At 47.7% G+C, this 12,434-nt stretch carries 11 protein-coding genes; 6 read left to right on the forward strand and 5 right to left on the reverse strand.

The genetic code is table 11. The annotated features are described in order from the left end of the window. Window positions 1-493: 493 nt before the first annotated feature. Entirely contained in the window at window positions 494-1,882 is a 1,389-nt protein-coding gene (locus L0156_28065) for a hypothetical protein (GenBank protein MCI0606857.1), read from the reverse strand. A gap of 190 nt (window positions 1,883-2,072) precedes the next feature. Between L0156_28065 and L0156_28070 the strand changes: the two genes are divergently transcribed. The 4 genes from L0156_28070 (at window position 2,073) to L0156_28085 (ending at window position 6,658) form a co-directional block, all read left to right on the forward strand. Continuing rightward, the gene (locus tag L0156_28070) at window positions 2,073-3,221 is read left to right on the forward strand and encodes a hypothetical protein (protein ID MCI0606858.1); all 1,149 of its coding nucleotides are present in this window, start codon (window positions 2,073-2,075) and stop codon (window positions 3,219-3,221) included. Between the two features lie 87 nt (window positions 3,222-3,308). After that, a complete protein-coding gene (locus tag L0156_28075; GenBank protein MCI0606859.1) occupies window positions 3,309-5,144 on the forward strand; it encodes a hypothetical protein in 1,836 nt (611 codons plus the stop codon). 53 nt (window positions 5,145-5,197) lie between these two features. Beyond that, window positions 5,198-5,674, forward strand: coding sequence for a hypothetical protein (locus tag L0156_28080; GenBank protein MCI0606860.1), 477 nt, complete (start codon window positions 5,198-5,200; stop codon window positions 5,672-5,674). 168 nt (window positions 5,675-5,842) lie between these two features. Further along, the gene (locus L0156_28085) at window positions 5,843-6,658 is read left to right on the forward strand and encodes a hypothetical protein (protein MCI0606861.1); all 816 of its coding nucleotides are present in this window, start codon (window positions 5,843-5,845) and stop codon (window positions 6,656-6,658) included. Window positions 6,659-6,967: 309 nt separating this feature from the next. On the opposite strand, the gene L0156_28090 is transcribed toward L0156_28085, so the two are convergent. From L0156_28090 to L0156_28100, 3 genes are read right to left on the reverse strand one after another with little or no spacing between them, the layout of a single operon-like run. Beyond that, the gene (locus L0156_28090; GenBank protein MCI0606862.1) at window positions 6,968-7,507 is read right to left on the reverse strand and encodes a hypothetical protein; all 540 of its coding nucleotides are present in this window, start codon (window positions 7,505-7,507) and stop codon (window positions 6,968-6,970) included. 21 nt (window positions 7,508-7,528) lie between these two features. Continuing rightward, complete coding sequence (locus L0156_28095) at window positions 7,529-8,386, reverse strand: hypothetical protein (protein MCI0606863.1); 858 nt, start codon at window positions 8,384-8,386, stop codon at window positions 7,529-7,531. A gap of 28 nt (window positions 8,387-8,414) precedes the next feature. Next, window positions 8,415-8,891 carry a hypothetical protein gene (locus tag L0156_28100; GenBank protein ID MCI0606864.1) on the reverse strand — a complete coding sequence of 159 codons (477 nt, stop codon included), beginning with the start codon at window positions 8,889-8,891 and terminating at the stop codon, window positions 8,415-8,417. 1,096 nt (window positions 8,892-9,987) lie between these two features. Here L0156_28100 and L0156_28105 point away from each other — a divergent pair. Then, on the forward strand, window positions 9,988-10,281 hold the full coding sequence (locus tag L0156_28105; GenBank protein ID MCI0606865.1) for a hypothetical protein: 294 nt from the start codon (window positions 9,988-9,990) through the stop codon (window positions 10,279-10,281). 211 nt (window positions 10,282-10,492) lie between these two features. Here L0156_28105 and L0156_28110 read toward each other — a convergent pair whose 3' ends face one another. Beyond that, window positions 10,493-11,281, reverse strand: a complete 789-nt coding sequence (locus L0156_28110; protein ID MCI0606866.1) for a hypothetical protein — start codon at window positions 11,279-11,281, stop codon at window positions 10,493-10,495. A 272-nt stretch (window positions 11,282-11,553) separates the two neighbouring features. On the opposite strand from L0156_28110, the gene L0156_28115 reads away from it, so the two are divergent. After that, entirely contained in the window at window positions 11,554-12,291 is a 738-nt protein-coding gene (locus L0156_28115) for a site-specific integrase (protein MCI0606867.1), read from the forward strand. Window positions 12,292-12,434: the final 143 nt, after the last annotated feature.

Consider the following 12,434-nt stretch of genomic DNA (forward strand, 5'->3'; position numbering starts at 1 on the left):
ACTAACAAAATGCAAACGAAAATTAGGCTGTGTTTTGGATATTTGCCGAGAAGAATAAGTGAGCCGTGCTGGACTCGAACCAGCGACCCTCTGCTTAAAAGTTGTAAGCTTCTCGTCGACATGGTCGGGAAAAAGTCTGCAAAACTGCGCAAAATCGCGCAAAACTGACGCAAAAATGCAAACGGATTTTGCATGCAAACAGAATCGTTTAGCGAGGACAGAGTTTCTGAAGGAACAAACCTAACGAGATTGGATACCAAGAAGAGCTAAAAACTGAGTCCATCGAATACCTAAGGCCAAATTGAAGTGCGGCAATGGTTGGGAATTTCCTCCGGAGCAATCTCCAGTCTCCAGATTTCAATGATCGCACGGGACCCAAAAAAGAAAATACTTATCCTTGACTGCCGGACCATCAGCTTTCGGAGATCGAATGCGATCACAGTGATTATCGGAATTGGCTCCCGAAAACCGAAGGCAAAGGGTCGACAAATGTTTAGTGACTTTGATATATCAGCACGAAAACGCAGTGTTCGTTCGTTTGTGGTTCACGGAAAACGCGGAGCGCAGCAAAATAGGATCCATCCTGGGTCTTAGGAATTACTTCAGGATCCACCACTGCGATGGCTTGCGATGCATCCTGCGGTAATTCTCCCATCGCTGCGGTCATTGCTGCCGCATCGGAATGTGCAAACACGATTATTTCGAGACGGCGCCGAATGTCATCGAGCGGCGCTCCAAGGGAATCCTCCAGCATTCCAGCCATGACTGAAGAATTCAGGATCGTCTTTCCATCACCGGTTGTGAACAAGAAGATACGTTTCAGATCGGCTATCGGTCTGCTGGTTGCGAGTCGCGGATTTTTAGCCACCCAAACAGTTTCACCTGGTTTCCGTTGCTCAGCCGTAGTTGGCGTTAATGCCATTATCAATTTATCCTTCATATCGACCTGTTGCAGATCTTTTTCGGTTACACCCAAATTAGCGGCCAGACCTGAATCGATGTCCTTCTCAAATTGCGTAATCATCAACAATGCCTCTCCGCGAATGGGATCTAGTTTTTGAACGACTTTGGCGGCCGCGATTCGTATCTTGTGATCCAGCGAGATCTTGTTGTCAACCACGGCGGCTGCTAGTTTTGTTGCAAGCGTTTGCCCATCGATTTTCTGGTACCATTTCGGGAGTAGTGAATCCAGCGAAACCGCGGCATACACGAAGACTGATCCATCGGAATCTTGGAGCGATTCGGTCAACGCCCTAACCACCTCTGGCGAGGCCAGTCCCGCCGTGCCCAGAATCGCGGCGGCCTTCGCTCTTCGCGATGGGTCGGTATCCTTGATACGGTTCAATAAATCGGGTATTTCTTTTTGAAGTTCTTGCTGGGCATATGCAATTAGCTCCGGCGTTACCTGTACTTTTCTGAGCGATTCCAGCTCATCTTGCATCGTGCGAAACCTGGGTCTGTAACGACGCATGATGATTCCCATAATAACGATCAAAACACCAAGGCCAAGAAGTATGTACACTGCAATGGCATCACTTCGCGATAGCTGATCAATACGTTTGAGGCCAAAAAATATATCAAACACGCAAATGATCAGACCCGCAACCACGAAAGTTGTGCCTCCCGCGTGGATGCGTTCCCAATCTCCAAGATTTGTCTGACACAGCTTGCAGAGCATCCAATCCTGAAAATCCGCGTTCCATTTCTGGCCTTTGGAGACGGCAGTAGAACCTTGATTAATCACTTTAGAGCTTTGGCCTTCTTTTTTGAGATCCAGAAAACTGCTTGCGAAGCCCAACCGAACCTTCTTGAGTAAACGTTGCTCGGCAACCGCGTCCAGTTTTTCTTCCGGAAAATTCATGCCACACAGATCGCAATACATAACACCCCTCGCGCCTGCCTAACTATATAACGATGGTAACTACGGTCTCAAGACGTCCAGGCAGATAACACGTATCGGTTCTGATGATAAAATGAGATTTCAGATCCAATCAGAAAAAGGGCGAGAGAGTTGACAACAACAGAAGCGCCAATTTTCACATCTCATTAGGCAATCATTAGATCATTATCTGATGCGACCAGAGATTCGAGTGATCACCCACCGTGACGTGAGAAGTTTGTTCGTGGTTCTATTTACGGTGCTTTTGCTTATCAATTGCGGCGCGCGAGAAGTAGAGATTGCGGAGCAGTGGAAACCAGGCCGGCGCGCCGATTGTTCGATGCCGACATTGAGACTTCTCGTGTACGCCAGGCACAAGGCAACAGTAGAGGCGGCAGGAAAGCGTGCCGAGGTTCAAAAGAGGCAGCGTGATGCGCGCCCGATTCCGGCTGCTGCCATCGAATGGAAATCATCTGAACTTCCCACCGATGGGGTGCTCGACATCCGCATAACCGACGGACGCCACGTGCAACACATTCGACACAAGTTAACTCGTCCTCCGCAGGAGATCGAGTTTCCACACTCGGGCGGCATCCCACTGGTTTCACCCGTCAGCGCGGATGTAAGAGTTAGTGTAGCGGGCGAACAGCATAATGTGACTAATGCGAGTGTTGTTCTCGATGACGACATCCTTCGTTTTCAGTTCCGAGTCTGTCACGCAACTAGAGCTGCGAGCCCTGTTGGGAGTGTTCAGATCCAGCAAGATGTTTTGACTTACCGGATTCCAGGCAAGGGAGGTCTTGGAACCGCGTTTTCAAATCGTTCGGAGTATGACGAGATTCCATTTTCTCTCAAGCTTCAAAGTGTCGACAAGATAGAGGAGGAAATTTTTCTGGTCGTGAAGGGAGACAGCCTGGCTCGCCTGCTTTTTGCGAACGTGTCACAAAGACCGAATCCAAGCGACCAGCCTCATAGGCACGGCGGTGCTTTGCTTGTGTTTCAAGGGGATCCAACAAGTCCGTCGTCAAAGTTGACTCTGTTGAATGCAGAACAAGCAGAACTCAATCAAGTTTCCGCTGTGGCAATCCGCCAGGACCACCAGGTAGTTATGGATTCATGTCGTTATACTGGCTATTCGGGAACGGTAGAGCGCATTCGCACGGACTCCAAGGTCACTGTCTACGAAACGAGGAGCAGTCGTGTGATAGGCACTCACGAGTTTCAGGGTCCATCTCCGCCGTCGTGCGAACAGAAGGTCTGGGTTTGGTCGGGCACGCGAATATTGCCTTATGTGGGTAAACCGCCGGATGAAGAGGTAAAAAAATGGTTGCAAGGTTTGTAAACAATCAGGCATAGTTTACGTCAGGATTACGGGATGATACTTTGGTGGGTTGTTAGGAAACTTAAATCGAAAGATCGGAAAAGGCGAATGAAGGCGATAGCGGAGCTCGGCAGACTAAAATCCCCCAGGAAGTTTCAACCACTACTCAAGGCGGCACTGGAGGACGAGGCAAAAGAGGTGCGTCAGGCTGCCGTTGACTTTTTTTGCGAATCTGATGACTGGACAGGTTCTTGGTTACAACAGTTCAAAAGTTCGATCCTCAAAGTCCTTCAAAAGTCACATGACAGCGATGATAAAATATTTGCCGCAAAGATATGTGGTTTGACGGCGAACCAGGAGGCCGTATCCGCTCTTACGCTTCTTCTGGCTGATTATTCTTTAGAAGTGCGTAAGCAGGCAGAGCAATCACTGCAGGCTATCAGTCCCGCATGGCCCGAACTGAAGGCCGCGCGATCGGCTTTACCCCGTTTGATTTGTCGATTGCCTGAATTGCACTCACCAGCAGACCAACGAAAGCTTACAAAATACCTTCACAACATCGATCCACTGTGGACGCAGGCACCGGAAGCACGATCCACGGCGGACAAACTGATTTCCTCGATAACGCAGTTCTCCTTCAAACAGACGCCGGACGGAAAAGCCGAGCCGATTCTTTCTGCGCTCACCATCCTAATTCCTGATTGGGAGAACACCCCGGAAGCGAGATCGATGGTCGGGGGGCTCCTTCATATCCTGGGCAATTCTGAGGGCATCGCGGCGCAGAATGCGTTGGACAAAATAGATCCCACGTGGCGCGAATCCGATGTATGTAAGGAATTTACAACGTATCTACTTTTTGAATTTCAGAACCTCTTCATTATTGGTGACTTGCCGGACGTTTTGAGTGCAGCGATAGCGCTGGGCAGAATCAGGGCAAGAGATGCAATTAGCTTGATGTCGAGAGCGTTGGATCGAAAATTACCTTCGAATTTCCGTACAGTGATTGAAACCTCGCTGGATCAGATTGATCAAAATTGGCCGCTTTCCGCAGAGGCAGCAGAATCGGTCTCGCGTCTCATTCTTCAAAAACCTAACGCTTCTGCTTTAGGAAGACTGACCAAAGCAGATTTCACCAGTCTACTAGAGAAATTACTGTACGATCCGTCCTCCAAAATACGAATCACCGCGGTTACGGAATTAGAATCGCGTGGTTGGAAACCCAAAGATGACTTCCACAATGCGCTCCTGGCGCTCATCAAAGAGGACTGGAAAACAATCGCCGCATTGGAAGAAAGAATCATAGATCCTGTTGTTACCCTTCTGAAAATCCACAGAGATGAACAATCCAGATACGAGCGCGAGAAATATGTTTCTTACGTGGTAGAAAAATTACTCAAGACCGTCAGCAGTCGAGTTTTTGGGCTGCTGGCCGCGAAGGATTTATCAATGATTGTCACGTATGTGCTGGAACACTGGCGCCACGGCTCTGAGATAAATCCAAGGCTTCGTAATCCGGATGTCATCCTCGCACTGGCTCCTGAGCTGGCGCAAAGATTAAATGTAAAGCTGGAAAGAATCACACCAGCCGCGGAACACGGTGAGACTTCATGGGAAGAAGGCTTTCTCATGACAGTTGGCTTATTGGGCGATGCTCGATGCATATCACCACTGATTCAGGTAGCAAAAGACAATGAGGATTTGGCTGAGGACGTAATACTCGCTCTGTCTGAACTGCTGAACCGCAACCAAAGAGACGCAACAGTCGAATCCCTTGAGGCAGCAGCGAGACTTGATGATGTCTACCAAACAGTTTGGGAATATAACAAGGTCCACGATCTTGTTCTTACCTCAGGCAAACGGCGTGTTGATGTTTCGAATGTAAATCGAATTGCAAGCACTGAATTGGAAGATCGCCGGGGGAAAAATAATTTCGGTGGATCATAGTTGGTCACTGAATAAAACCCCCCGAAGTAACCATGCATTGCATTTATTGTTAGATGCATCCAAAAATAAAAATCGGAATTGCACTAATCATTGTCGCACTCGTTCTATCGGTACCGGCTATTCAGGGCAATAAAGGATCTGGACGTACCAAACAATTGATGGGGATCGTCTTTCTTTTTGTTTTACCTGGCATTCTGCTGATCCGGGATGGAATAAAAAGGCGGCAAAAGGTTGTATCTATCTTGATAAGAAGCGACATCCCTATTGCAGAAGAAAACAAAAGGATCTTGATGAATCAGATCCTGCAGCAGCAACGCGACCTGGGGCATTCGATTCGACCGGATTTACCCATCTCCTTTTGTGTCGCGCGTCGAAGCGATGTGGCTTACATCAACGCTCAGATCCAGGAGACTTTTGGTAAGTTCGCGAATGAATACGCCACTGAGCGCACACGAGTGTTTGATTTTGAGTCCATGAATGGTCAAATCAAAGGCAATTATTACGTGCTGTTCGAGACGGAGCAGATTTAATTGTTGAGCCAGTGAAAGTCACGCCATATCAAAAGGCAACTCGAGTGAAACAAGAGGCGAGAAATAGCCCCCTAAGTAATTCCAACTATACAATGGCAACCTCTGCCGGTAATATGCCGCTCCACACAGAAGTGGATTCCGTCTGATGATAAAATCAGGTTGATCCACATGAAAAAAGTTGAGGGGCGTTCCTTATTTTATCGTTGTCCCAATTGTTGCATTAATCTGAAAAAACGGTCCGTGGAAGGAATACCAGATGCGATCGGATTTACTTCCTGTAATATTTGTGGCGCTTCCTTTTCTTACGCGGAAGTCTACTACGAAGGCAAGTATGACCTACCTGAAGTCGAAGGGCCCTGTCCGCATTGTTCAACGCCTCTGCGCGGTCCGGAAGCGGAACTGATCGGCCAACCCTGCCCATCCTGCGGCCAAGTAATTCCAAAGACACGCTTCCCCATTCAAATCAATTTCAAAGAGTGGCGGGTATGGAGGCGTACCGAATGGATCCTTACAGTACTTCTTGCATTTCCGCTCCTGATGTTCGCCGTATTGTTAATCAGCATTCCCGTCACAATTTTTACAGCTCCTAAGAAGAATGCAAGAGAAGCAGTCCGATTCGAAATCAGGAGTGTTGAAACTTCTCCCGTACCAGGCACGGAACCAGAGATTGCCCGGCTATCGAGTGAAACTTATTACATTGATAGCAATGTAGAATTAAACAATCGGCATGTCCGAAAAGCTACAATGCGCCGAGATCCAAACGGAGTTTTCATTGATGTGGAACTAACCAACGATGGCGCCAAATATTTTGGAGAATTTACACAACAAAGAGCAGGAAAACAGATTGGAATCCTGTTGAATGGTCAGCTGTGGACGACAGCATTAATTCAAACTCAAATAACAGGCGGCCATCTGATCATTTCCGGTTTTTCTGATGAAACGGAAGCCGAGAAAATCGCCAGAGGAATCGAGACTTATGAATGAACTTTCGCCAAATGATTTCAGAAAGCAATCTTGTTACTATCGCAGCCCTGGTGGAAAATTTGGATCTCCGAAGCGAAACGAAAAAACAGCAGAGCGCCGTATCAGAAGCAGTCAAAGAGTCCCGACTTCATAACGCAATGATTCGCTGATTCTGAAAAAATGAAGGTTTTTTCGAAAAGAGCTGAGATCTGTCTTGACCGAGGGCAAACGATCATATAGGTGAACGATTCTAGGTTGAACATCGATGGAGTTTGAGAATCCTTTATAGGACAGATGTGTGTGTGTTGGCGCTCGATCAGATGGTTGCGACTATGGCTTTTTGGTGCTTTCAAGCGCGATATCGGATTTTACAACCTTGTAGGCCCCATCCGGAACACGCTGCGCCAGATTGATTTGTTTCACACCGTTTGGGACGATACAGAATACTTCGTAAGTGTCGGGTCTCATAGATGTAAAAAACCCGCTTCCTGAGCCCGTGATAATGAAGTCTTTCGAAAGGTGAACACCAATGACAGGCGCCTTGCCCTCCACGTCTTTCACCGCCCATTGAACTTCCATATCGGTTGGGTTGAGTTCATTCCCCTTGGACGGATCCCCGTCGGTTTTGAAAGTTACATCAAGCAAAATAAGTTGGGCGTTGGCGGGATCGGGCAATAGTTTTTTTAAATCAGAATTCAGTTGATTCATCACCGACTCCACCGTGAGATATTCGTGCGATTTATCTGATTTTTTCGCCTCAATGATCGAGTAAGTACCTTTGACAAAAGTAGTTTGCGCCACGCTCAACGCGCAGTTCATAAAGGCGATTGATGTCGCAAAAAGAGTCGAGAGAAAACTGTTTCGAGTCATTGCTCCTCCTGTCAGGATTTATCATTTCAGATCAATTCCAGGGCGCTGTGAATTGGCTTGAGTGAACGCTTCTGCATACCTCGGCTGCGCAAACTCAAGCGAACCGACGCCCATTTTATCGACATTCAACTCAATTGGGAAACTCCTGATCAGTCCGACAGCGGCTTTCTGACAACTTTCCTTTCTTTTCTTGTCTCCAAGCCGTTTTAGAAAATAACCAATCACAAACGAGACCGGGAGAATGATGAAGCCTATAATTTGAAAAGCAAGAGGCAGATTCGCAAACTTCAGCTCAAATAGCGAAACCAAACCAAAAAGAGACAGGATGAAACCTGTAATTAGGAATAACGCGACAAGGCTGAGGGGGCATCCCATCATAGGAAAACCGATATTCCGTAATCGATCGTGTCTCTTGCAATCCTCGCAGTACGGCACATGGATCGTTACCGAAGCCTTTTTTGTGTACGAATCATAATTCACTTCCACATTTCCGGACTTTCCAACTTTTGCATGGCCTGCTGTCAGCGCCTGTTTATCCAGCTCAGAAATGACGGTCGCCGTTGCCTCGGCCGAAGAAAAACAACACACGCAACGTTCGGGCCATTTGTAAGGTTTATAGGATAGGAATCCTGGTATTTTAACCCACTCCCGCTCCAATCTTTCGGCGCGCGGTTGAAACAGTTCCGTTCCGCATATGATGCACTTTTTGAATACATCCGCATGAGCGCTGCAAAAGGTTGTCTGACACGATATGCACCACCCACCTACCTCTTCCGGACGATCCAAGGACATTGATAAAAACCAGCCATGAACTATCGCGCACCGATCGCATTGTTCATGACCCGCGCCACTGTTCGATTGTTGATCCCTTTCATTCATCGGTTCATTACAACTCTCAAAGATGTCATTAACTTTGGTTTACCGGTCTTCCACAGCGCTCGCAAGTAGCTGTCATAACGCGCAATGCTCCGCAGAAAGAGCAGCTTGGCAGGAGATAATCCCCGGCAAACTCGCGGAGTTGCTGATCCTGACGTGTATCATCCGCATAAATTTTTAACCACCACCAGAGTTTTGATTTATAACGTCTCGCGATCGCAGATATGAACTCAGTGTTATCAAAACCAGATTCCGTAACAAGCGAATAAACAAGCCATTCCGGCGTTTCGATTCGGGGCGTACCTCGAAGACGTTCGGTTAAATAACCATATTCCCAATTGCCAAACCCCTGCGCTTCGAAACTTTGTATGTCTGTGATCAGACGGAGACCCTGTTCATAATCGCTCGCACTCGATCCTCGTTGCAGTAATGAAGCGAGTGCCTGAACTCTCTCACGGATCGAACCACGTTGACGACGTTTCTTGAGAAAGCCGAAAAGATTTGCCATTAGTCCTCCCGTTTCTCCGCAGTCACAGAAAATCTTGCAAAACAAACACTATTTCCAGAATTTCCACCACTTTTTGGGTTGTAAATCCGTCTGTTTAAACAGCCGATCGAGAGAGATTCTCGTGTCGCATTTCTTGCAAAGTCCGTAAGCACTTGGATCTATGAAGGGTGCACCATCTTTCATTCCAACCCGCACATTGTTAAGGGATACATTAGTGGCTCCGCATTTAGTACATTGAAGTTCACCAGCGCTCGCTTTCTTAAGCAGATCTTTCACTTCCATAATGCTCTCCCGACTTCATGAAAAGTCTCTTCAATCAACAGCATCGAATATCAGTTGCGTACATGACGGACAACCGCCGCCGACGCGTACACAGGATTGGCACTTCAAATAACCACAATTTCTGCACCTGTACGCGCAAGTCAGCATCGAATCGAGAAAGTTTTGCATCTCTGAGCCCAGAACCACTCCGCCGATCTTCTGTCCTTGAAGTTCTGAGCGACGTTTGAGTTCCACTCCACATTTTTGACAATGTAGCTTTTCTCCCCTTGACCTTCGCATCACATTCTTGATTGAATTGCGAACCTTGGAGGTGTGCGATTCCAATTGCCAATCGGTCCGAAACGTTTCCCGGGATCGCTGTTCTTCACGTATTCGCCTCGTTTCTGCCTGTGTCTCTATCCACCTTCGTGAGTAAGCAGCGAACAGAAAAGCCACAAGGGCGACAAGCGGCGAGCACATAAACGTGACCAGATAAAGCCAGAACAGTATCCCTAAGATACCGGTCGCTTTTGAGACGTCGACACCGGCATTGACTAAGAGGATACCAACGCCAAACCATGCTAAAGCTGCAAATGCGATGATAAGACAGCGGCGACGAAACCTTTTTGTCGGTTTTTCCAAATTATCGGCAGGTTCTTTATTCTTACTTAGCTCAAACATAGATGTGGCATCCAGCAATAGACAAAGGGTGAAACTATCATACTGCTTCGCGGGTCGTGAAAAAAGCCATGCGCCCAAACCGGAATTAGTAGTAAAGTGTTCTGAAAACACCCGATAGCGAAACTCGGTATCTTATTCGATATAGAAGAATTGGGTGGCGGAGCCTTATGGTTTTGCAGCTCACAGGACTCTTCTGAATCTCGTGAATCCTTCACTATTGTTTGAAAGCCTTTTGAGCGATGGCGATGTTGGACCAAACTGGGAATATTATTGCATTGCAATTGAATCGAATGATATTTCCAGACTGCATCAAATCACGGTCATGCCAAGAGTTTCTCAAACGGAATTGGTCAAAGCTAATACAAGAGCATTCATCATTTTCGCCACGATTGTGGTTGTCGTTGTCACAATCCTTACCTCGTGGATGTTTTACGTGAAAAAAAATTGACATGGATCAGAGTGGGAGCGCAAGGTGCAACTATTTACGATCTTGGAATTCTGTCCAAGGGGTCGTTATATGCTTATTCATCCAAAGGTATTTACACATCGAATAATCATGGCCTGAGCTGGAAGTTACTTGTTAATTCTGTGCGAACCCCACTGTTTTTCTGTCCCGAAAGGTCGAGCTTTAGTTTGAACTAGACGAATGCCGTCTGGCTTTATTCTGGATTCTTGAACATGCCTCCGCAGTTGGCGTGTTTCAGCATTCCAACGCCAGCTCGCAACGCCGCCTTCTCGGCGCAATCGCAGCATATCCAAGCGCCGCAACCCACACACTTCATAGCTAACCGGCTGAGCAGATTTGGCGTGTATTCAGCTCCCGGCTCAGGACCGCCCATTGCGGCCTCGAGCCGTTTTGTTGCTTCATCTTTTTTCAGTTCGTTTTCCGAGAGCCGCCTTCCACATGACGAACATGCAACCATACCTTTTTGCGAACTCTTTTCGACGGCCCAGAATGTGTCAGCTTGAGGTGCCCGTGGCTCTTTTCTTTCAGACAGGCTAGTCTCTTTGCGTTCCCGAATGAATATGTCACGAAAGGCGAGCGGGTTGGCTGAGAAAGCGGTTGGGAAGTCCTCGCGGAAGCCAAAAACGGCGCGTGGGAAGAGATCGACGAGGGCTTTCTCGACATCCTTTACAAGAACACCGTGGGGAAGCCGAACCGTACAAATTGAACCGTCTGAAAGTCCAAGTTTCACTGTTCCAGCGTCGGGAGGAGAATACTCATATATCCAATTTATAGCAAACACCCAGACGACCTCACCATTGCCCTGTCCGAATGCAACATCAAGAACGCGTCGTTGTTCCAAAGCCTCTCGAAACAAATGGACCGCGCCGAGCAGGGAGACGATCACGATGCCCGCCGCTATACCCCAATGCCAATGTCCGGCGTAAAATACGCCGAAGCCCAAGGGAAAACCAATCCAAAGAGGAAGGAACGGAAAGACCATATTTCCTCTCCTTGTGAATCTAACTGCTCGCGCTAATATTGCGTCGGAATCTTGAGATTTTGTCTTCATTTTTCTCCCTCCGATGCCGGAGGATTCACATCACCGGGCCACAAGGAACCGAAAGAACCATGTGAAATTTGCTCGCGCGGCTCCCGTGCATGTGCTTGTTGAACTTAGGCGCGCGGACGCGCCGGTAATGAGCTGAGCAGAGCATTTGACTGCATTTTAAAAAGGACCTCCTTGCTACTACAGTATGCGTAAGGAGGTCCGTCATGAATGAACTACAGCGATTAAAACAGCTTCAACAACAAATAGCCAACCCAACAATAGAAGGAGTACCACAAGTAGATGCTCTGGAGCAAATGCAATTACAGATGCTTGGAGATATGCAATTGCAAGGTCTCTCAGAGCGGACGCAAGAATCATATGTTCGTGCGATCCGGAAATTTGCAGAGCATTGCGGGAAAGAACCCGATCAGATCAGCGATGAGGAATTACGAGAGTATTTTCTGTATCGGATGAATGTTCAGAAGTGGTCTCGCGTAACAAGCACGATCGCGATCTGCGGGATCAAATTTTTTTACGATCAGACGATTAAGAAAAGATGGCCCGAGATTCGTTTTGTTCGGGCACGCCATGACAAAAAAATACCAATCATCATGAGCCGAACCGAAGTGTGGGTAGCTCTCAGCCAGGTGAGACTGCAAATCTACCGGGTGTGTTTGCAAACGATCTACTCGTGCGGACTACGATTGCAGGAAGGGACTCGGCTGAAAGTGGCCGACATCGACGGCAGTCGGATGATGATTACAGTGCGGAACGGTAAAGGCGGAAGGGATCGGTGCGTTCCGCTTCCAACAATGACGCTTCAAGTGTTGCGCAATTTTTGGAAGACGCACCGGAACAAAGTATGGATTTTCCCTGCATGCGGAAGAGGAGGAATTCACCGGCCGCATGCTGATCAACCAATGCCGGTTTCCAGTGTGCAGGATGCATTCGTGCTGCGCTGAAAGAAGCAAAGATCAGTAAGAAGGCAACGATTCATACCTTGAGGAACGCCTACGCATAATACACCACCTGTTAGAGATCTTGATTTTCTCGAGGAAGTTCAATTTGATCCGGCGAAAATTTCGGCGGTTTGCGGAAATTATGG

It is taken from the genome of bacterium (genome assembly GCA_022616075.1).
GTDB lineage: Bacteria > Acidobacteriota > HRBIN11 > JAKEFK01 > JAKEFK01 > JAKEFK01.

What these genes read in the sequence shown, in the direction of transcription:
- L0156_28065 (MCI0606857.1), bottom strand. Translation starts at nt 1,882, where the DNA reads ATGTATTGCGATCTGTGTGGCATGAATTTTCCGGAAGAAAAACTGGAC.
- L0156_28085 (MCI0606861.1), top strand. Translation starts at nt 5,843, where the DNA reads ATGAAAAAAGTTGAGGGGCGTTCCTTATTTTATCGTTGTCCCAATTGT.
- L0156_28110 (MCI0606866.1), bottom strand. Translation starts at nt 11,281, where the DNA reads ATGGTCTTTCCGTTCCTTCCTCTTTGGATTGGTTTTCCCTTGGGCTTC.
- L0156_28090 (MCI0606862.1), bottom strand. Translation starts at nt 7,507, where the DNA reads ATGACTCGAAACAGTTTTCTCTCGACTCTTTTTGCGACATCAATCGCC.
- L0156_28115 (MCI0606867.1), top strand. Translation starts at nt 11,554, where the DNA reads ATGAATGAACTACAGCGATTAAAACAGCTTCAACAACAAATAGCCAAC.
- L0156_28100 (MCI0606864.1), bottom strand. Translation starts at nt 8,891, where the DNA reads ATGGCAAATCTTTTCGGCTTTCTCAAGAAACGTCGTCAACGTGGTTCG.
- L0156_28075 (MCI0606859.1), top strand. Translation starts at nt 3,309, where the DNA reads ATGAAGGCGATAGCGGAGCTCGGCAGACTAAAATCCCCCAGGAAGTTT.
- L0156_28070 (MCI0606858.1), top strand. Translation starts at nt 2,073, where the DNA reads ATGCGACCAGAGATTCGAGTGATCACCCACCGTGACGTGAGAAGTTTG.
- L0156_28095 (MCI0606863.1), bottom strand. Translation starts at nt 8,386, where the DNA reads ATGAATGAAAGGGATCAACAATCGAACAGTGGCGCGGGTCATGAACAA.
- L0156_28080 (MCI0606860.1), top strand. Translation starts at nt 5,198, where the DNA reads ATGCATCCAAAAATAAAAATCGGAATTGCACTAATCATTGTCGCACTC.